This is a genomic window from Niallia sp. FSL R7-0271 (genome assembly GCF_038005785.1).
In the GTDB taxonomy this organism is placed as follows: Bacteria; Bacillota; Bacilli; order Bacillales; family Cytobacillaceae; genus Niallia.
Map to the genome: position 1 here is coordinate 146,781 of NZ_JBBOTZ010000001.1, position 20,460 is coordinate 167,240.

Below are 20,460 nucleotides of genomic sequence, written 5' to 3' on the forward strand. Positions count from 1 at the left end.
GACTTAAATCAGAGAATAAAATAGAAGAATTGGGATGAAATGGCTAAGGAGTTTATTCCTAAACATGATGCATTTCCTTTTTTCAAAAGGTATAATAATTCCTATGGTTATATCTGTAACAAATAAAGCATAAATATGAATTTTAATGTTTATGTGAGTTAGAAGAATAATCAATTTATGATAATTGGTGCAGAGTATTTTGGATTTCATGGTAGCTCCGCTTGAATTGCTTTTTTATCTAGTAGTGAAGAAGGTAACTATTATTCTTTCTATTATGGACATAAGGTATAGGACCAGGTGTGCGCAATCGGTAATCCCTCTTTATTTTAATATCGGAATGCGAAGATCTTTACGGCATTTCATGTAGCGATTGTGTATGTGATGCGAAAAATACGGTTAGACTCTTGAAGAAGTGTCCATGCTATTTTTTTTGCAGTAATTAACAAAAGCAGTGAAACAGCCGCAGTTAGCACTTTGCTAGTGTTTTTATATTACCCTGTTAGCAAGAAATATTACTTTTAATATAGCTTTATAACGGAGTGTAAAAGCAATATTAGCTGTGTTGGTGGTCACATTGGTCGATTCTGATGGAAGTTTATAATTTTTATTATTAATTTGTCATTATTAGCGGACGAAGGTTTAACATTGTGTTATAATCAATTAGTTGCAGTTATATGACGAATTAGTATATTATAGAGCAGTTCAGAGTAGTTGATGTACACCGATCGTGTTACAAAAGAGAGAACTACACTTTGCTATATTTAGTTTAAAGTATTTCGCATTTTAAAATGAAGGGAGAATTTATTCGATGGCTAAAGACGATGTAATCGAAATTGAAGGCACAATCACTGAAACTTTGCCGAACGCCATGTTTAAGGTAGAATTAGAAAATGGTCATACTGTATTGGCTCACGTTTCTGGTAAAATTCGTATGCATTTTATCCGCATTTTACCTGGTGATAAAGTAACGGTTGAGTTATCTCCATATGACTTGACTCGCGGAAGAATCACTTACCGCTTTAAATAATCTGATTGCACTCCGTACTATCAAGGAGGTTAGGATAATGAAAGTTAGACCATCTGTTAAACCTATCTGCGAAAAATGCAAAGTTATCCGCAGACGTGGGAAAGTTATGGTTATCTGTGAAAACCCTAAACATAAACAAAAACAAGGTTAATAATAAGGAGGTGCGCATATAGATGGCACGTATTGCTGGTGTGGATATTCCACGTGAAAAACGCGTAGTAATATCTTTAACATACATTTTTGGTATCGGAAAAATTACTGCACAAAAAGTATTGGCAGAAGCTGGTGTTTCTGAAGATACTCGTGTTCGTGACTTGACGGAAGATGAACTTAACAAAATCCGTGATATCATTGACAAACTAAAAGTTGAAGGTGACCTTCGTCGTGAAGTTTCACTTAACATCAAACGTCTAATGGAGATCGGTTGCTACCGTGGTCTTCGTCACCGCCGTGGTCTTCCAGTTCGCGGACAAAACACGAAAAACAACGCTCGTACACGCAAAGGTCCTCGTAAGACTGTAGCTAACAAGAAAAAATAATCGGTAAAGGAGGTACTAGTAATGGCACGTAAAACGAATACTCGTAAACGTCGTGTGAAAAAGAATATCGAATCTGGTATTGCACACATTCGTTCAACATTCAACAACACAATCGTAACTATCACTGATGTTCATGGTAATGCTCTTTCTTGGTCAAGTGCAGGAGCTCTAGGATTTAGAGGTTCTCGTAAATCTACTCCTTTCGCTGCTCAAATGGCTGCTGAAACTGCTGCTAAATCATCAATGGAACATGGTATGAAAACTCTTGAAGTAACTGTAAAAGGACCAGGTGCTGGTCGTGAAGCTGCTATCCGTGCTCTTCAAGCTGCAGGTCTTGAAGTTACTGCTATCAGAGATGTAACTCCAGTTCCTCATAATGGCTGCCGACCACCTAAACGTCGCCGCGTTTAATTTTTCTGTATAAAATCATTTATCCTTGTCTATACTGGGATTTGATTAAAACTTTTTAAAAAAGCCCGTACAGAATTATTAACCCAGTTGTTGTGCACAAAGCGGGAACGTAAACATGGGGAATTTCGGTTACTCAGTTAGCCGGGGTTTCGACGTTTTGAAGGAGGGTATATTTTGATGATCGAAATAGAAAAACCAAAAATCGAAACGGTTGAGATCAACGATGATGCCAAATACGGCAAATTCGTCGTAGAGCCACTTGAGCGTGGATATGGTACTACTTTGGGTAACTCCTTACGTCGTATTCTATTATCCTCACTCCCTGGTGCCGCTATCACATCCATTCAAATTGATGGGGTACTTCATGAGTTCTCAACAATTGAAGGCGTCGTGGAAGATGTAACATCTATCATATTGAACATCAAAAAACTAGCACTTAAAATCTACTCTGATGATGAAAAAACTTTAGAGATTGATATGCAAGGTGAAGGAGTTGTCACTGCAGCGGACATCACTCATGACAGTGATGTAGAGATCTTGAATCCAGATCTTCATATCGCTACATTGGGCAGCAACGGAAATCTTCGCATGCGTTTAACTGCTAAGCGTGGTCGTGGATACGCACCTGCTGAGCAGAACAAGCGTGAAGATCAGCCGATTGGTGTTATTCCAATTGACTCTATCTATACGCCTGTATCTAGAGTGAATTATCAAGTTGAAAACACTCGTGTTGGTCAATTGACTAATTATGATAAACTAACATTTGACGTTTGGACTGACGGTAGTACAGGTCCTCAAGATGCTATTGCACTTGGTGCAAAGATTTTGACAGAGCATTTAAACATCTTCGTTGGTTTAACTGATGAAGCACAAAATGCTGAGATAATGGTAGAAAAAGAAGAAGATCAAAAAGAAAAAGTTCTTGAGATGACGATTGAAGAGCTTGATCTATCTGTTCGTTCTTATAACTGCCTAAAACGTGCTGGCATTAATACAGTACAAGAATTGGCAAATAAAACTGAAGAAGATATGATGAAGGTTCGAAATCTAGGTAGAAAATCTCTGGAAGAAGTTAAGCATAAACTGGAAGAGCTAGGTTTAGGCCTGAGAAAAGACGACTGATAAACAGCCGTTTTTGATTGCCCAGCTGCTTGAATAACAACAAAAGGAGGGAATCACACATGGGTTACAGAAAGTTAGGACGCACTAGCGCACAGCGTAAAGCTATGTTACGTGACTTAACAACAGACTTAATCATCAACGAGCGCATTGAAACAACTGAAGCTCGTGCAAAAGAACTTCGTTCTGTTGTAGAAAAAATGATTACACTTGGTAAACGTGGAGATCTTCATGCACGTCGTCAAGCTGCTGCTTACGTACGTAATGAAGTTGCTAACGTTGAAGAAAACCAAGATGCTGTTCAAAAATTGTTCAGCGACATCGCTGCTCGTTACACTGAACGTCAAGGTGGATACACACGTATCATGAAAATGGGACCTCGTCGCGGAGACGGTGCACCAATGGTAATTATCGAGTTAGTATAATAAAGAGATTTTAAAAGAACTTAGGGTGCGGGACAGTTTATATTGCTATCAAACTTGTTCAAGTACCCTTTTTCTTTAGCAGTCTCATTCTATATGCTATCAAGCCAAAACAGAGTGTTACGATGAGCATTAAGGAAAAAAAGATAGAAATGTCTCGTCTAGCTCTAGCACCTCAATAAATTCAATGTGAATTTGGGGTGCGGGCTTTTTTCGTTTTTAAAGAAGCATTCAGGGTGCGAAGAATAGGAATATCATAAGATTCTTTACAACATATGAATTACCTGGGTAACAGGGACATAGGATTTTATAAAAAATATCAATCTTATGTTAAACCAATTCAAAGCTCGCCCGTAAGGCGAGTTTTCTTTTTGGCAAAAGAAAAATGAGTGGGGTATTATATGGACCATAAAGTATTGGTAACAGTTGATTCCTTATCTTTTATGTACGAAGATCAACAAAGAAAAGCTCTCGATAACGTTTCCTTTCAAGTAAAGCAAGGGGAATGGGTGGCGATAGTAGGACATAATGGCTCTGGCAAATCTACACTTGCAAAGCTGTTAAACGGCTTATATTTTTCGTCGGAAGGTTCAATTCAAATAGGTGATGTAACTATTTCTGAAGAAACAGTATGGGAAGCAAGAAGAAAGATAGGCATGGTATTTCAAAACCCTGATAACCAGTTTGTAGGTACTACAGTAAAAGATGATGTGGCTTTTGGGTTAGAAAATATTGCCGTCCCCAGAGAAGAAATGCATAAAAGGGTAGAAGCAGCTTTATCAAAAGTTAATATGTTGCCTTTTCTTGATCAAGAGCCGCACCATCTTTCAGGCGGTCAAAAACAGAGAGTAGCTATTGCTGGGGTAATTGCTTTGAAACCTAGCATCATCGTGCTGGATGAAGCTACTTCCATGCTTGACCCGCAAGGCAGGCAAGAAGTGCTGGAATTAATGAAAGAGCTGAAGGAGGAGAACATGACCGTTATCTCCATCACTCATGATTTAGACGAAGCTGCAAGAGCAGACCGGATCATAATTATGAATGAAGGGAAGATATATAAAGAGGGGAATCCTTCTGAAATCTTTCAGTTAGAAAAGGAATTAATTGATATTGGGTTGGATATCCCATTTGCGATAAAGCTGAGAAGCGGTCTTCGTAAGCAGGGAGTTCAACTGGACAAAATTACATTGACAGAAGAAGAGTTGGTGACAGAGTTATGGACATCTCACTTCAAAGAGTAGCTTATAAGTATCAAGAGAATACACCATTTGAAACTTTGGCTATTAAGGATGTAGACATAAACATTACCTCTGGATCATATACAGCTATTATTGGACATACAGGCTCTGGGAAATCTACCGTCCTTCAACATTTGAATGCTCTGTTAACACCTTCAAATGGTAGTGTTGTAATTGGCGACAGACTAATCGAATCTGGACGTAAAAATAAAAACCTTGCCCCTATTCGTCAAAAGGTAGGAATCGTCTTCCAGTTTCCCGAAAGCCAGCTTTTCGAGGAGACAGTGGAAAAGGATATTTGCTTTGGACCGATGAACTTTGGTGTAAGCGAGGAAGAAGCTAAAGTAAGAGCAAAAAAGGCGCTTAAAGAAGTTGGTCTGTCTGAAGAGTATTTGACTAAATCTCCATTTGATTTATCTGGAGGACAGATGAGAAGGGTTGCAATTGCAGGAGTTCTGGCAATGGAACCAGAGGTGCTTGTGCTTGATGAACCAACCGCTGGACTTGATCCAAGAGGGCGCAAAGAAATTATGGATATGTTCTACAGACTTCATAAAGAGCGGAATTTAACGACCATTCTTGTTACTCACAGCATGGAAGATGCCGCAATCTATGCTGATAAAATAGTTATTATGAACAAAGGAAATGTTTATAAAGAAGGAACACCAGAGAATATATTCTCAAATAGTGAAGGTTTAATAGAAATTGGTCTTAATGTTCCGGATATAGTTAGATTTCAACAGAAATTAGAATCACTGCTAGGATACAAGTTAGACAGAGTGCATTTAAACATGGAGACATTTATTATGGAAGTTTCAGATCATTTAAAGAAAAAAGAGGCTAATCAATGATGGGGAAGATGATAATCGGCCGTTTTGTTCCCATTGACTCTCTTCTTCACAGGATGGACCCTCGCTCTAAACTGATAATCGTATTTTTATTTATATGTATCGTTTTCCTTGCTAACAATGCGGTTACCTACTTTATACTTGCTGTTTATGTTGGTATGATGATTCTGTTATCCAAGGTGCCCTTCCGATATATTTATCTCGGGTTAAGGCCGATTTTATGGCTTATATTATTTACTTTCTGTCTTCATTTATTCTTTACTAAAGGTGGCAACCTTTTATTTGAATACGGATGGATAAAGATTTATGAAGAAGGTTTAAGGATGGGGATTCTTATTTCATTAAGATTCTTTCTGCTTATCATTATGACATCCTTGCTTACCTTGACAACGACTCCAATCGAGCTGACAGATGCCTTAGAAACGCTTCTAGGGCCGTTGAAAAAAGTCCGTTTTCCAGTTCATGAGCTTGCTTTAATGATGTCTATTTCCCTGCGCTTTATCCCGACACTTATGGATGAGACGGAGAAGATAATGAAGGCACAGATGGCAAGAGGGGTCGAATTTTCTAGCGGCCCAATCAAGAACAGAATTAAAGCTATTGTTCCATTGTTAATTCCGTTGTTTGTCAATGCTTTTAAGCGTGCGGAAGAGCTAGCAACTGCAATGGAGGCAAGAGGCTATCAAGGCGGAGAGGGCAGGACCAAGTACCGTCAATTAGTATGGAAGCAAACAGATAGTATCATGATTTTATTATTAGTGCTAGTGGCAGGATTGCTGTTTGTATTTAAATCATAATGGAGATAAATAATGCAAAGATATAAAGGGATAGTCAGCTATGACGGCACCGAATACTGCGGTTTTCAGTTGCAGCCAAAAGACCGAACTGTTCAAGGAGAAATTGAAAAAGCTCTTAAAAAGCTTCATAAAGGCAGTGAAATTAAGATACAAGCATCGGGCCGTACAGATGCAGGTGTTCATGCAAAGGGTCAAGTTATTCATTTCGATTCAGATCTTGATATTCCTGCAGGTAAGTGGGAGCTTGCTTTAAATGCACTGCTGCCGCATGATATTGTTTTTTCCACAATAGAGGCGGTTGATAGGAGCTTTCATGCGAGATACAATGTGGAGGGCAAGGAATACCGTTATTTTATTCATCTCTCTGAAAGGAGAGACCCGTTTAAGCGTAATTTTGCCTATTATTACCCATATCAGCTGGATATAGGTGCCATTAGGGAAGCACTGGAGTATTTCATCGGAGAACATGATTTTACGAGTTTTTGTTCCATGAAGACAGACAAAGAAGATAAGGTTAGGACCATTCATTCCATGAGATTGGTGGAAGAAGGGGACATGCTTGTTTTTTGCTTCGAAGGGAATGGTTTCCTGTACAATATGGTCCGGATTATTATTGGGACGCTGTTAGATGTGGGCAGAGGCAAACGAAAGCCGGAATCCATTAAAGAGATACTAGAGAAGAAAGACCGCAAAGCCGCAGGAAAGACAGCTTCTGCAAACGGACTTTATCTTTGGAAGGTCTTTTATTAGGGCCGAAAGAGCCAGGTTTTCAAGAAATATTCATAACAACTAAACCTGGTGTAACATTTTCTTGACATATGCCACTCTAGCATATATCATAATATGGTATGTATTATAAACCCACATTAAGCCCCGGAATCTTATTGTGTGAACATATAGACGTAAATCATTAAAACAAACAAAAAATTAAAAACTTACATTCAGGAGGGAAACTCATGCGTACAACGTTCATGGCTAATTCAAATACTGTTGACCGTAAATGGTACGTGATTGATGCTGAAGGCAAAACTTTAGGTCGTCTTGCTAGTGAAGTAGCATCAATTCTACGTGGTAAACACAAACCAACTTTCACACCACATGTGGACACTGGTGATCATGTTATTCTTTTAAATGCTTCAAAAATCGAATTGACTGGTAAAAAATTGACTGATAAAATTTACTACCGTCACACAATGCATCCAGGTGGACTAAAGCAAAGAACAGCTTTAGAAATGCGTACAAACTACGCTGAGAAAATGCTTGAGCTTGCTATCAAAGGCATGCTTCCAAAGAATTCTCTTGGTCGTCAAATGTTTAAAAAATTACATGTATACGCTGGTAGCGAGCATCCGCACCAAGCACAACAACCAGAAGTTTACGAACTTCGCGGATAATTAATAAGGGAGGTAAAAAAAATGGCACAGGTTCAATATATCGGTACTGGTCGTCGTAAAAGTTCCGTTGCACGTGTACGTTTAGTACCAGGCGACGGTCAAATCATCATCAATGGTCGTGAAATTGAAAACTATATTCCATTTGCAGCTTTGCGTGAAGTTGTAAAACAACCATTAGTAGCTACTGAAACTACTGGAAGCTACAATATCCTAGTAAACGTTAGCGGTGGAGGTTACACTGGTCAAGCTGGAGCTATCCGTCATGGTATCGCTCGTGCTTTACTACAAGCAGATCCTGAATACCGTCCAACACTTAAACGTGCTGGATTGCTAACTCGTGACGCTCGTATGAAAGAACGTAAAAAATACGGTCTTAAAGGCGCTCGTCGTGCACCTCAGTTCTCAAAACGTTAATTTTGCGTTTCAAAGACCCTTTCCACTTTTGTGGAAAGGGTCTTTTTTATGTCTGAAAATTATCTCTGACGGCGGCCTATGTTAACTCCTAAATATAAATCTTCACATCTAATCATTCTAGAGCTTAAATATCTTTTAATTTATGATGCAGGGGGCCTTTATAAGTTAGTAACGTTATATAATAATATAGGTTAAACTTCTTCAATTGGTTTATAGAAGCTTTTGGCGGGATATTCTAAATCGAGGACTGATTAAAATAAGCTGAATGGAAAAAATTATTAAGATAATCAGCATTTCTTAATAAGCGCATTTATTTTATAGCTGCTGTTTCTTGAACAAAGGATAACCCTGAAGATATATCTTCAGGGTTATCCTTTGTAATTAAGCTATTGACCGTTAATCAATATTTTGTTTTTGTCGCACGTATTTGGCTATTTTCAACAGTTTGTCCAAATTAACTTTTTGATTCCACATAGTTTTCGCATCATCTGTCATATAAGGATAAATATATTGATCAATCACAACCTGATAATCTAAGTCAAATTTGTAAAACTGTTAACTTAAATAAAGAAAATGATGATGTTGTTTTTTATAATATCTTCTTAAAAAGACTGGTCGTTTGATGTGCCAAAAAACCAAATTGAATGAACAAAATAAAGATATCACTACAACCGGGGAGCAAACTACCATCTTTATTTTTCTTATTTTTATCAGGGAGGATCCAGCCTTCCTTTTCTAAACTTTTTTGATCTCTATTTTTTGATTTCATATGGCACCTCTATATATTCATTTAATTTACTACTACTCATCGTTAATACAAGCAAGACGATCTAACTGTCATTGTCTTTCAGTCTCTTCTCTAACTCTTTCAACATTATTTGCAGAGCTTTCTAATTCTCGACTGATTTGAAATAAATTGTCTGAAAGTCTTTGAAATAATGTAGCTGTCTCATCAAGCATTGAAGTAAATTTTCTTCGAGCTTCCCCTGTCCAAGGATCTGTATTTTCATGTACACTCTGCATTAATTTCAATTCATCTAATTTTAATATTTCAGAAGATTCATGGAAAACCTTTGCTAATGCACGGACTCTCCGAATTCATAAACTTCCGTTCGTTTTATACTTGCTTTTCTATTCATTGGCCTTTTAGATTAAAATAATGGCTAAGTAAATATTACTATGATTTCCACATAACTTCCATAAGTCATCACGAGTGGTGTAATTAGAAATGAATATAGGAAACGTAACCTTCATACCTTGTGCAATTGATATTTGCTTTTTTATAGTGGGGGACGTACCTCAGTCCTTATAAGTGATTTCTTGCTCTCAAACATTTGCCTTTGGGAACTTTATTTTATTTATGGTGTGAATTGCTAAAAGAATGAATCTAGAAGTATAAAAAGAGGGGATGGGGAAGATAACAGAGAAGAAAGACCCGTTCTTTTTACGGGCCTTTCCATCACTTATTCGTTCCTTTGAGCAAGGTTGCTTATTTCATCAGCTGTAAGTGAGCCATCATAAATCTTCAATTCATCCATGCTACCTTTAAATGGTGGGTCCCACCAGTTCACGCCTAAACTAAAGCTTGTGCTAGCCGTTGTGAATATGTTTGGGAATCCTGTGCCTTTATATTTTTCATTTCCGTTTACGTACACGGAAATCGCATCCTTATCAACTGTAAAAGCAAGATGTGTCCACTCACCTGTTTTTATTTGGCTGCCGACAGATGCATCATACCATGTAGAGCTGCCTGACCATACTTCTGTGCTTCCATTTCCTGTGCCATATGGAAGCAGACTTATCCAGTTGTTACTGTCTCTTGCACCGAAGAAAGTAGTAGTGTATTGCGTCAGCTGTTCTGGTTTAATCCAGAGAGAAACACTATAGCTATCACTAGATATTAATCCGTTTGGCAAGCGGATGCCTGAAGCTCCGTCAAATTTTGCTGCTTTTCCTCCGTTTACTCCATCTGTATAGGAGATTGTTCCACCATTATTATCAATTCTATTTCCTGTCACTGTACCGCTGCCGAATTGTGCATTGCTGTCACTTAAATCACCTTCGAATGAGTATTGGGCTGCCAAGCCATTTTCCTTATATGGCAAAACAGTAATGACGAAGGTTTTAGTAGTCGTGGACTTGCCTTTTGTAATAGTTGCGGTTAGCGTTGCTTCTTTACTGGCAGCACCAGCCTCTGGACGTGTTACTGCACCTGTTGCTGATATGACATTTGAATCAGAGGTTTTCCAAGTAATTGTTGTATGACGGGTTCCCTCAGTCGGCAAGGATATATTTGAAACTACGTTAGCTGTATCACCAAGGTTTAGGTCGGTTTTTACATCCTGGACTATTTCCTTGTCTGACTTATCTTCCATTTTGCTGCCCCAGATTGTAACTCCTTCGTTTGACATTGCTGTAAATGCCATCACATAGCTTTGGGACGTTTCATCCCATTGGCGGACAAACACACCGTTATAGGTACTGCCATCGATTTTTATTTCTGCTTCGTTATGACTTGTTTTTTTCCAAGTACCTGTCGCATCTCCTGTTATTTTACCGTTTTTATTCAGTTCAATATAAACTGATTCTGTAATATCGCCTGAATAAGCTTTTCCATGATTAATGAACTGATATTGGCCTATAAGATTTTGTCTATTCACTTTTTCTAACTTTTCCCCGCTGTAGCGGTATGGTGCTGCAACAGGCCAGCCTTCACTGTTCATGAACATTTGATGGACACGTACTTCATGCATTTCACCTGTTTCAGGGAAGCGGGAATGGAATACTAAGAAATGCTGCCCAGTTTTAGAATCGATGAAAGCTGAGTTATGCCCAGGAGATACATAGCCGACTCCGATACCAGTTCCTGGATCGCCAATTCTTCGTTCAAACAGGAAATTTCCCATTACCTTATTTCCGTATGGAGAATTGTCAACATTCCCAGGTAGCACTGCAGATTGACCACTTGCATCTACATAAGGACCATCAGGTGATTTGGAACGGAACAGCCTCATATTATAACCTCCATCAGCACCTAACCAGCCATATGTCACATACAGATAATAATATTTCGTATTTTTATCATAAACCACATACGGACCTTCTCCAGATTTGTAATAGCCTCCGGCGATTTTTGTGCCGAAGTAGCGGTCAATCATTCTGCCGTCCTTTGTTTTTCCGTCTTTGCCAGGATAAATTGGTTTTCCAGTTTTCTTATCAATCTCCAGCAGATAAATTCCGCCAGACCAAGAACCATATGTCATCCACAACTTGCCGTCAGCAGCTGTGAACACATTAGCATCAATCGCATTAGGATAAAGATTATTGTTATAGGAGCCGTCAGCATTAAACCAGCTGTCGTTTTCATTTGTTAATTCTTTAGAGCTTATTAAGTTACTGATATTTGTATTTACCCATTTTTTATCAACATTGCTGTTAGCATCTTTTGCACTTTGTTTTGTGAAACCTGAATACACAATGGTGTCGACATATTCAAATGGACCTTCAATATTTTGAGAAACTGCATAACCGATCGCTGAGCGTATATATGTGGAGGAAGCACTGTAGTAAATCATGTAAGCACCTTTGCTACCATCCTTATTAACATAATTTTCGTTCCAGAAAACATCCGGAGCCCAAACAGCAAAACCTCCTTTGCTGTCGGAGTCATTTTCACCAGCCCATTTGAATGATCCGGCTAAATTTTTGGATAAATCTCCATACAGCTTGTTATTAGGTGTTGTATACCCATTTGTGAATGTCTCCCAATTTATTAAATCGTTTGACTTGGCTGCTTCAATATGAGAACCAAATACATAGTATGTGTCACCATCCTTGATAATAGATGGATCATGAACAGATACATTTTGAAAACTAGGATTTGTGCTAGAAGGGGATTTTTGTTTATCTTTTTCTGCAAAGGCAGCGCTGGGAATCATCAATACAAAAGCTAGAATGGCGGACAGCAAAACCCGCATATGATTTGTTTTCATTGACAGATCTCCTTCATTTTGAAATGGAAAATTACTTGCCAAAGGACAACTCCATTCTAAGAGGCGATGTTATGTATGAGGGAGGAGCTCCGTTGTGGTGAACTAAGTGATTATCGGCTTTATCAACTCCTTTTCTCTTAATTTTTGAAACGCTTTCATAATCTATCATACGTTAACAAAATTAGGAAAACAGAACCTATTGGCCTATTTTTAACTACTAATTTTTTTGAATAAAAATACTTAAATAATAACGTTTTTTGGAAATAGTAGAAACTAATCTGGCTTTTCACCCGTATAACAATTACAAGGCTTGGAGGTGAATGAAGAATGTATACAAAAATTGAGGAACCGAATAGATGTATTTCTGAAAAGGCAATGAAAGTGTGGCGGATATCGGAAGCTCTCCTAAATGGGGGAATTCTAGTTGTACTTGGCATAGTATATTATTTAGATGTTTATTTTGATTGGAAGTACTGGATAGGCTGGATAATAATTGGGCTTCTTGGGCTAACAGTATTATCCGCAATTTGGGGGATTATTCTTGAACCGTCATTAAAGCAAAAATATTGGCGTTATGATGTGGATGAAGAGTTCATTCAATTGAAATCAGGTATCTGGAATAAACAGCATCAACTCATTCCGATGACAAAGGTACAATCTGTTGAACTTATTCAAGGGCCATTATTAAGAAAATACGAGCTGTATTCCATCTCTGTCGGCACAATGGGCAGCAGTCATAAAATACCAGCTATACCGCAAGAAGAAGCACGAGAACTAAGGGATCAGATAGCACATTATGCAAAAATAAAGGAAGTGGAATGATGGAAGGGAGAACAGTAAGGCTGCATCCGGTAAAAATGCTGCTGGACCTCATTACATTGGTTAAAACCAATATAATATTTATTTTCTTTCTTTATGTCATCCATTTTGGCACAGACAATAAGGTTTGGATAGCTTTACAGTATTTATTTGCAGTATTTATACTTATTGCCATTGTTTATATAATCTTTGATTGGTGCTTCTACCGTTATACAGTGAAAGATGAAGCTATTCATATTATATCGGGTGTCATAAAAAAATCAGAGCGGGTTATTTACTTAAATAAGATACAAAATATTCAAAGACGCACTACTGTTATCCATAAGTTATTTAATATCTCTTCCATTACTATGGAAACTGGTGAGTCAGGGGATAATGGTTCGATTGCACTGCCTGCTGTCTCTCGAAAGGAAGCAGATTGGCTGGAGACTATAGCTTCAACTGAGTATATGGATGTACTTGATGAAGCGGCTGAGGATAACATAGAATATACGGTGGAGAAAACAAATGACAGACAGATTCACTTTATAGCGTCAAAAAAAGATGTCTTAAAGGCATCCTTTACATCATTTAGTTTTTTTGCACTAATTCCTGTTGTTTTTTCTATCTATTCCAATGTAGAAGATGTTTTCCCTGTTACAAATAAAATGGGGGATTGGTTTAGCAGCATTATGAGATACTGGTGGATGATCGCTATACTGCTGTTTCTTTTTACAATAGCTGCAGTTGCTTATGGTGTAATCTCCACGTACTGGAGATATGGAAAATACCAAATATTATCTGACAGCAATAGAATTTATATTAGAAAAGGACTTGTGGATGAGGTTGCATTTTCTATCTTAAAAGAGAAGGTGCAAGCAATTGAAGTAATCCAATCGCCTTTGAAAAGAATCCTGAAACTTGCAGAGGTCAAGTTAGTCAGTGCAGGGGAGACAGGGGAAGAAGATTTAAAGACAAACTCTCTTTATCCGTTTTTGCCGATAGAGAAAGCATATGAAATTGTTCATGAATTATTGCCTGAGTACAAAATTCATTCAAAAATGACTAGCCTGCCGAAGAACGCGCTAGCAGCAAGGTTGTTAAGACCGAGCTATTTATGGATTATATCATTAATTGCTCTATGTATTTTTAAACCAAGTTTATGGTATGCATCGTTTGCCGTATTGCTGTTTGTTTATCTATTACGAACTCTGGACTTCGTGAACAGCCGCTATATAGTAAAGGATGAATATATCCAGATGAAAACAGGCAGCTTCCAAACGGCCTTATTTCTCACAAAAAGAAATAAAGTAATCGAGATTGAAGTAGGACAGTCCCGTTGGCAAAAGCGATTTGGTTTAGCGACAATTGATATTGTCAACCGTTCAAAGCCAATTGTACATACTGAAATATCGGATATTCCGTATGAAGCAGCTGCTGGCTTTTATTATTGGTATAGGATGCGGACAAAGGAAATTCGCATTGATAAGCAGTAGTGACATCTTTTCCTATCGTTCCCCAATCAATGAAGTGTATACAAGTACATATTTCCTTCAATGTTCTTGTTTTTTTCGTTCATACTAATAAGGCAAAAGATTTAATGAAAGGAAAAATCTCATGCTGACTAAACAACAACTTAATGAATTCCAATCACTGTTAGAAAATGAAAAACAAGACATAGAAGAAAGATATGATATAAATGATCACTTAGGTTTAATCCGCAGTCATGCACATGATTCGGTTGGGGAATTATCGAGTTATGATAATCACCCAGGAGATGAGGGCACCGAGTTATATGAAAGAGAAAAGGATATTGCCTTAAATGAGCATTATAGATTTGAATATGCTGGTGTTGTAAATGCGTTAAAGGCAATTGAAAATGGAACATATGGAAAATGTGAAGAATGTGGAAAGGAAATTCCTCTTGAAAGACTTGAAGCTCTTCCAACAGCAAGATATTGCATTGAGCATACCCCGGACCAAGTTGTTTCACACGAGCGGCCGGTAGAGGAAGGTGTGCTTATGCCTCCATTTGGAAAGTTTGACATGGATGAACAGGATGAAACAGTTGCATATGATGCGGAGGATTCCTGGCAGGATGTTGAGAGCTTTGGTACGTCAGAGACTCCATCTGACTTTGTTCATCCTGTATTTGATCATTATAATGATCTCTCCATTGATTCTTATGAAAATGTTGGGTACGTAGAGGAGTATGAAAATTTTGTAGGTGTTGATATAGAGGGAAAAAATATCACGGTATATCCTAATCAGCAGCATAAAAGATATGAGCAGAGCTTAGATGAAGAAGGAATCATGACGAGCTTCGGAGATTTGCCTGCATATGAGCATGACCCTTATGTTGAAGATGAGGATGGCAGAGAACGCTAATAAGAAAGGTCAGGCACACATCTAGATTTATATCTAGTGCGCAGCCTGACCTTTTTGTTTAAAACAACAGTTCATATATGTCGTTTAGGTGGTGAGCCCTTTTGGAGTCTTGCTCGTTTTTAGCATGCTGTATTTCCTCTTCTAATACTTGATTTAAGAAGCTACTTTCTTCTTCGGATAATTCGCGGACAAATGCTTCTTCAGATTTATAATGACCCTTCATCATTTTGCTGTAAATGCTTTTTCCAGTATCTGAACGGTCTGTATACAGAGATAAAACTTCTCTTACATAGGCTAATGACTGATTCATTTAAGCACCTCATACTTATCATTTTTTCTATATTATTATGGGTTATTCTCTTGATTTTTATTATCCGTCTTACATTTTTCCATATATAGAAACATCCATATTATTTGGATATGGAAATTAGCCTTATCCTTGAATTGCTCCTCTCGATTAGTTAAAAACTATTTTCAAGAGGTGAAATCAGTGACAGTTATTATGAACTTCGATTTAAAAAAAAGAGAAAAACAAATAAAATATGAAAGATCTGTTCTTAAAGAGCTTTCTGTAAAGGATTTAAAAGAAAAGGTTGCTCGTTATTTTGGCTCATCTCAATTGACATCAAGCGTTATTATGAACGAAGGTATGGAAGAGGCTTGTTATGATGTAGCTATTGAAGCATTTTTGTTAGGGGCAAACTTTAGCAAGTTCAGCGCATGGGGTGAAGATATCCCCACTATTAAAAATAGATGCTTAGAAGAAGATAAACATTTAAAGGATACATTATTTCATTTTCTCCTCTACTGGGGAAGTGAAGAAAGCAGTAAAAATGAATCGCTATACTATCTTTGTGAACAATTCGTAAATGCATGGTGGTTAGAGGGTTTTAATAAAGCAATTAAAAGAAAAAAACTTAGACTTCATTAAAATCAAGCGGTGCGCACACCGCTTGATTTTTTTCTGGTTTGTTCTAAATTGCCTCCTTGTCCCATATATTTAGAATAAGGACGAGCAGCAGGAGGGATTGACTAGGACAGTGAATAAAAAACTTAAAATCAGTATATTTGCAGTGGGACTCATCCTTCTTTTTTTCATCTTGCAATTTGACTTTTCTGATGATGACTCATGGGACGCTTGGAATTTGCCTTTAACCGGGAAAATTATTGTCATTGATCCTGGTCATGGTGGCCCAGATGGTGGAGCGGGTGATGAGGAAGTGTTAGAGAAAGATGTTGCTTTGGATGTATCCTTAAAAATCCGCGATTATCTTCAAGAACAAGGCGCGCTAGTTATAATGACTAGAGAGGAAGATAAGGATTTAGCAGGGGATGATGTAAAGGGATATCGCAATCGGAAGGTAGCAGACCTGAAGGAAAGGCTCAATATGATTAATTCCTCAGATGCTGATTTGTTTTTAAGTATACATCTGAATGCCATTCCGTCCTCTAAATGGAGCGGAGCACAAACCTTCTTTTCCCCACAGCTGGAGGATAATGAGATTGCCGCAAAGTTTATTCAAGATGAGCTGATTGATAACCTGGAAAACACAACAAGAAAAGCAAAGCCACTAAACAGTGTTTATATTTTAAAGTATGCCAAAAAGCCAGGTGCTTTAGTGGAAATTGGTTTTCTATCCAATCCTGCAGAGAAAAAGAACTTAATGGATAAGGAGTACCAAAATAAAATAGCTGCATCCATCTATAAAGGTGTTAATCGATATTTTTCTAACGAGGATGCAATTAAAGGGGAATAGCTATAGGCTAATTCTCCTTATTCTTTTCTCCCGTAATTCCTGGGAAATATAAAGGGAGAATCTGAAATATGTAAAGGTTATCATTTTCTATGTTATACTTACTAAAAAGAGGAGGGGATTGTCATTTTAAACGCAGAAGCGATTGAACGCATGATAGAACAGATAACAGATCCTTTTTTACATAAGACATTGTTAGAATTGAATTCCATAAAGGATTTAAAATGGGATGCAGAAAAGTCACATGTCAGCATTAAGTTAGCAGTTGCGGAAATGGGATCTCCTGCACAAATGGAATTGCAGCAGGAAGTTGTCAGCATACTTAAACAAAATGGGGTGCAGACTGTTGGTATGCGATTCACTGAACTTTCAAGTGCCCTAGTCCGGGAGATACAAGCAGAACATGCTGAGATGGAAAATAAGAATTCCCCTACATATATTGCTGTGGCCAGCGGAAAGGGAGGGGTTGGTAAATCAACTGTTTCTGTCAACTTGGCTGTTTCTATGGCAAGGCTTGGAAAAAAGGTTGGGCTTCTAGATGCAGATATATATGGATTTAGTGTTCCTGATATGATGGGAATAACGAAGAGACCGGAAGTGGTAAATGATCGAATTATACCTGTAGAGCGTTTAGGAGTACAGGTCATTTCTATGGGTTTCTTTGTTGAGGATAATGCCCCAATCATTTGGAGAGGTCCTATGCTCGGGAAAATGCTGACAAGCTTTTTGCAAGAAGTGGAGTGGGGAGATTTAGATTATCTCATTCTAGACTTGCCACCTGGAACAGGTGATATAGCTTTAGATGTACATACGATGCTACCTTCTAGCAAAGAAATAATTGTAACAACTCCACATCCTACTGCAGCATTTGTAGCAGCTAGAGCGGGAGCAATGGCAATAAAAACGGAACATGAGATATTAGGTGTTATTGAAAATATGTCCTACTTTGAGAGTAAATTAACAGGAGAAAAGGAATATGTGTTTGGACAAGGCGGGGGCAAGAAGTTGGCAGAGGATTTGCAAACCTCCATGTTGGGACAGCTTCCGTTAGGTCAGCCTGATTGGGATAAAAATGATTTTGCCCCTTCTGTTTATGGGCAGGAACATGTAATAGGCGATATCTATATAAAGATTGCAGAGAAGGTCATTCAAAAGGTAGGAAAATAAGAAGCCTAAATAAAAGAAAGCAGGGGATTCCCTGCTTTCTTATTTTGACTAGATTTTAAAGGACTTAGTATTAAAGTTAGAGGCTGCCTCTTTAGCTGCTTTGTCGAGCATTTCCTGAAACTTTTTCTTGAATTCAGGTGTATCCATTGATTCCTGCATAACCTGCATTAGATGTTCTCGATATTCTGTGCTTTTTAACACATTTTTCAAGTCTGATTCAATTGCCGGGTCTTGCAGTAGTTCGACCATCATCTTTCGATAATCTGGATCCTTCATCAAGTCTTTGAGTAATTTCTCATTCTCTGTTTTCAGGCTTTTTGCCATTGTTTCTGCAAATTCCGGATCTTTAAATTTCTCTGTCCAAAACTTAGCTGCTTTATCAGAAACTAAAGTAGATTCAATGGTCTTTGTTACAGCCTCTTCATTCATTACGAGATTTTCCTTAATTTCTTCATCCCCAATAACATCACGTATTGCTTTTTTTCCGTCATCGGTTTTTAGTATATCTACTACCATTTTTTTGGTTTGGTCATAGTCCATCTGTTGCGCAGACTCGCCGGCTGAACATCCGCTTAAAATGGAAAGAGATAAAAGCAGGACGATGCTGTATTTTTTGAACATTGCAGCTGCTCCTTTCAAAAGGAAATATCCCTGTTCATTAGGATGCTTTGTTTTTTATTTATTATTCCTTTCGATTTCAAGTTTGCAGGATATGTTTTGCCGGGAATAGGGGATAATGATAAAGGCCCTTAATGAAATAAATCATCAAGGACCTTTATGTTATGGGAATTAATTCACTTCTTTTGAACTTGAGTCAGCGTTTGAAAGCATTTCTGTTACAGAAACGAACTTCAAGTTTTTGTCTTTGAGATTGTCGATTATCGCTGGCAGTGCGTTAGCTGTCTGCTTTGCTGAATCTGATGCATGAAGCAATACAATATCTCCTTTTTTTGCCGGAGCAACGTTTTTAACAATTTGTTCGGTTCCTGGATTTGTCCAATCTTTAGAATCAACACTCCAATGAACAAGTGTGTAGTTGTACCTGTTTGTGATGGTTAAAGCCTTTTGGTCAAAATGCCCTGTTGGTGCTCTGAATAAGGAGATATTCTCCTCTTTCAGTTTTTCAAATGCTGTTTTTGCTTTTGAAACATCTTGATTAATCTTTTCTTCTTTTACATCGGAATAATCAACATAGTCATAGCCGAGGATACCAATTTCATGGCCTTCCTTAACGATTCTTGCGATGAGGTCAGGATGTCTTTCAGCCCAAGAACCAGCGAGAAAAAAGGTAGCGGTCACTTTCTCTTTTTTTAATATATCCAATATCGGCTCAGCTTTTTCATCGCCCCATCCGATGTTGAATGTCAATGCAATACCCTTTTCTCCTTTATAAACTGCTTTAGGTCCATCCTTTGATGAAAAGACAGGGACTTGTACAATGTTTTCCATATACAAGAACCAAGCGGTAAAGAAAGATACGACAACGATTAATGTTAACTGCTTCAACCTTTTGCCATTAAGTACATAAAAGTTATTCATACTAAGCTCACCTCGTCCAATTTACTGCTTGGTTCATCCTATGCAGAGAAAGAAATGAAAATAACAAAAAAAGTTTATTCATAAAAAAATATAAGATGGCAATAATACTGAGACAAAGTGCCATTATATTTGTTGATGATGGATATCATCTCTCCTAGATTGCAGTGGCTGTATATAGGAATAATAAAATTTCACACAAGTACATCAAGGAGGAGCCATATGGTAGGACTACTATTAACGCAAAGAGAAGTGAAGGAAATAGAGTATTTGATTAAACGGGAATTAGACGAAATATTGTTGGATCTAGGTGATGAAAGAATTGATATTGTTGTCAAGAAATCAATGGTAGAAAGGTATAAAGACCTTTTTTCATTGTTCAAAAGAGTTGCTTCTCCAAAAGAGTGTATGAATTATATCATTAAGGATAATAAGTACCTGGATGAAAAAATATAAAAAACTTCTAAATAGTTGTTGACGAAGTTTAGATAACTTGCTATATTAATAAACGTCACTTCGACAAAAAACACCAAAATAAAAAAGTTAAAAAATATTTGACAATGAGTTTTGGTTATGTTAAATTGATAAAGTCGCTTGAGAGAGCGGCATGAAATTG

Annotated in this window: 25 protein-coding genes; 19 read left to right on the forward strand and 6 right to left on the reverse strand. The window is 37.6% G+C overall.

Features of this window, described 5'->3' with window-relative positions; all coding sequences use genetic code 11:
- The first annotated feature begins 808 nt into the window (after positions 1-808).
- From infA to rpsI, 12 genes are all read left to right on the forward strand, one after another.
- A complete protein-coding gene (gene infA / locus MKX82_RS00820; RefSeq protein WP_016204578.1) occupies positions 809-1,027 on the forward strand; it encodes a translation initiation factor IF-1 in 219 nt (72 codons plus the stop codon).
- A gap of 37 nt (positions 1,028-1,064) precedes the next feature.
- Complete coding sequence (gene rpmJ / locus MKX82_RS00825; protein WP_000868344.1) at positions 1,065-1,178, forward strand: 50S ribosomal protein L36; 114 nt, start codon at positions 1,065-1,067, stop codon at positions 1,176-1,178.
- Between the two features lie 22 nt (positions 1,179-1,200).
- Positions 1,201-1,566, forward strand: coding sequence for a 30S ribosomal protein S13 (rpsM, locus tag MKX82_RS00830; RefSeq protein WP_127742447.1), 366 nt, complete (start codon positions 1,201-1,203; stop codon positions 1,564-1,566).
- Positions 1,567-1,587: 21 nt separating this feature from the next.
- On the forward strand, positions 1,588-1,977 hold the full coding sequence (gene rpsK / locus MKX82_RS00835) for a 30S ribosomal protein S11 (RefSeq protein ID WP_233318710.1): 390 nt from the start codon (positions 1,588-1,590) through the stop codon (positions 1,975-1,977).
- 177 nt (positions 1,978-2,154) lie between these two features.
- Complete coding sequence (locus MKX82_RS00840; protein ID WP_233318741.1) at positions 2,155-3,099, forward strand: DNA-directed RNA polymerase subunit alpha; 945 nt, start codon at positions 2,155-2,157, stop codon at positions 3,097-3,099.
- A 59-nt stretch (positions 3,100-3,158) separates the two neighbouring features.
- Positions 3,159-3,521 (forward strand): 50S ribosomal protein L17, encoded by a 363-nt coding sequence (gene rplQ, locus MKX82_RS00845; protein WP_127742449.1) that lies wholly within the window; start codon positions 3,159-3,161, stop codon positions 3,519-3,521.
- A gap of 398 nt (positions 3,522-3,919) precedes the next feature.
- Complete coding sequence (locus MKX82_RS00850; protein ID WP_237940541.1) at positions 3,920-4,759, forward strand: energy-coupling factor ABC transporter ATP-binding protein; 840 nt, start codon at positions 3,920-3,922, stop codon at positions 4,757-4,759.
- Positions 4,735-5,607 carry an energy-coupling factor ABC transporter ATP-binding protein gene (locus MKX82_RS00855; RefSeq protein ID WP_233318713.1) on the forward strand — a complete coding sequence of 291 codons (873 nt, stop codon included), beginning with the start codon at positions 4,735-4,737 and terminating at the stop codon, positions 5,605-5,607. The genes MKX82_RS00850 and MKX82_RS00855 overlap by 25 nt, the downstream gene beginning before the upstream one ends.
- A complete protein-coding gene (locus MKX82_RS00860; RefSeq protein ID WP_237940542.1) occupies positions 5,604-6,401 on the forward strand; it encodes an energy-coupling factor transporter transmembrane component T family protein in 798 nt (265 codons plus the stop codon). The genes MKX82_RS00855 and MKX82_RS00860 overlap by 4 nt, the downstream gene beginning before the upstream one ends.
- A gap of 12 nt (positions 6,402-6,413) precedes the next feature.
- Positions 6,414-7,151 (forward strand): tRNA pseudouridine(38-40) synthase TruA, encoded by a 738-nt coding sequence (gene truA / locus MKX82_RS00865; RefSeq protein ID WP_341074534.1) that lies wholly within the window; start codon positions 6,414-6,416, stop codon positions 7,149-7,151.
- A gap of 206 nt (positions 7,152-7,357) precedes the next feature.
- Positions 7,358-7,795, forward strand: coding sequence for a 50S ribosomal protein L13 (gene rplM / locus MKX82_RS00870; RefSeq protein ID WP_127742459.1), 438 nt, complete (start codon positions 7,358-7,360; stop codon positions 7,793-7,795).
- Between the two features lie 21 nt (positions 7,796-7,816).
- Complete coding sequence (gene rpsI, locus MKX82_RS00875) at positions 7,817-8,209, forward strand: 30S ribosomal protein S9 (protein WP_150911003.1); 393 nt, start codon at positions 7,817-7,819, stop codon at positions 8,207-8,209.
- Between the two features lie 589 nt (positions 8,210-8,798).
- On the opposite strand, the gene MKX82_RS00880 is transcribed toward rpsI, so the two are convergent.
- From MKX82_RS00880 to MKX82_RS00890, 3 genes are all read right to left on the reverse strand, one after another.
- Positions 8,799-8,978, reverse strand: a complete 180-nt coding sequence (locus tag MKX82_RS00880; protein WP_233318719.1) for a hypothetical protein — start codon at positions 8,976-8,978, stop codon at positions 8,799-8,801.
- 68 nt (positions 8,979-9,046) lie between these two features.
- Entirely contained in the window at positions 9,047-9,307 is a 261-nt protein-coding gene (locus MKX82_RS00885) for a WXG100 family type VII secretion target (RefSeq protein ID WP_341079336.1), read from the reverse strand.
- A 365-nt stretch (positions 9,308-9,672) separates the two neighbouring features.
- Entirely contained in the window at positions 9,673-12,201 is a 2,529-nt protein-coding gene (locus MKX82_RS00890; protein WP_445738821.1) for a LamG-like jellyroll fold domain-containing protein, read from the reverse strand.
- A gap of 327 nt (positions 12,202-12,528) precedes the next feature.
- Here MKX82_RS00890 and MKX82_RS00895 point away from each other — a divergent pair, with 327 nt between their 5' ends.
- From MKX82_RS00895 to MKX82_RS00905, 3 genes are all read left to right on the forward strand, one after another.
- Entirely contained in the window at positions 12,529-13,023 is a 495-nt protein-coding gene (locus tag MKX82_RS00895; RefSeq protein ID WP_233318723.1) for a PH domain-containing protein, read from the forward strand.
- A complete protein-coding gene (locus MKX82_RS00900) occupies positions 13,020-14,495 on the forward strand; it encodes a PH domain-containing protein (RefSeq protein ID WP_341074538.1) in 1,476 nt (491 codons plus the stop codon). Before MKX82_RS00895 ends, MKX82_RS00900 begins: the two co-directional genes overlap by 4 nt.
- A 121-nt stretch (positions 14,496-14,616) precedes the next feature.
- The gene (locus tag MKX82_RS00905; RefSeq protein WP_233318726.1) at positions 14,617-15,387 is read left to right on the forward strand and encodes a TraR/DksA C4-type zinc finger protein; all 771 of its coding nucleotides are present in this window, start codon (positions 14,617-14,619) and stop codon (positions 15,385-15,387) included.
- 58 nt (positions 15,388-15,445) lie between these two features.
- Here MKX82_RS00905 and MKX82_RS00910 read toward each other — a convergent pair whose 3' ends face one another.
- Positions 15,446-15,697, reverse strand: a complete 252-nt coding sequence (locus MKX82_RS00910) for a sigma-G-dependent sporulation-specific acid-soluble spore protein CsgA (protein WP_233318728.1) — start codon at positions 15,695-15,697, stop codon at positions 15,446-15,448.
- Positions 15,698-15,877: 180 nt separating this feature from the next.
- On the opposite strand from MKX82_RS00910, the gene MKX82_RS00915 reads away from it, so the two are divergent.
- From MKX82_RS00915 to MKX82_RS00925, 3 genes are all read left to right on the forward strand, one after another.
- Positions 15,878-16,318: a DUF2521 family protein gene (locus MKX82_RS00915; protein ID WP_233318730.1), complete on the forward strand. Its 441-nt coding sequence runs from the start codon at positions 15,878-15,880 to the stop codon at positions 16,316-16,318.
- 109 nt (positions 16,319-16,427) lie between these two features.
- Complete coding sequence (gene cwlD / locus MKX82_RS00920; protein WP_233318732.1) at positions 16,428-17,144, forward strand: N-acetylmuramoyl-L-alanine amidase CwlD; 717 nt, start codon at positions 16,428-16,430, stop codon at positions 17,142-17,144.
- 123 nt (positions 17,145-17,267) lie between these two features.
- Positions 17,268-18,308: an Mrp/NBP35 family ATP-binding protein gene (locus MKX82_RS00925; RefSeq protein ID WP_233318745.1), complete on the forward strand. Its 1,041-nt coding sequence runs from the start codon at positions 17,268-17,270 to the stop codon at positions 18,306-18,308.
- Positions 18,309-18,356: 48 nt separating this feature from the next.
- On the opposite strand, the gene gerD is transcribed toward MKX82_RS00925, so the two are convergent.
- On the reverse strand, positions 18,357-18,929 hold the full coding sequence (gene gerD, locus MKX82_RS00930) for a spore germination lipoprotein GerD (protein ID WP_233318734.1): 573 nt from the start codon (positions 18,927-18,929) through the stop codon (positions 18,357-18,359).
- A gap of 168 nt (positions 18,930-19,097) precedes the next feature.
- A complete protein-coding gene (gene pdaB, locus MKX82_RS00935) occupies positions 19,098-19,847 on the reverse strand; it encodes a polysaccharide deacetylase family sporulation protein PdaB (RefSeq protein WP_341074541.1) in 750 nt (249 codons plus the stop codon).
- 219 nt (positions 19,848-20,066) lie between these two features.
- Here pdaB and MKX82_RS00940 point away from each other — a divergent pair, with 219 nt between their 5' ends.
- Complete coding sequence (locus MKX82_RS00940) at positions 20,067-20,300, forward strand: hypothetical protein (RefSeq protein ID WP_233318738.1); 234 nt, start codon at positions 20,067-20,069, stop codon at positions 20,298-20,300.
- Positions 20,301-20,460 lie beyond the last annotated feature (160 nt).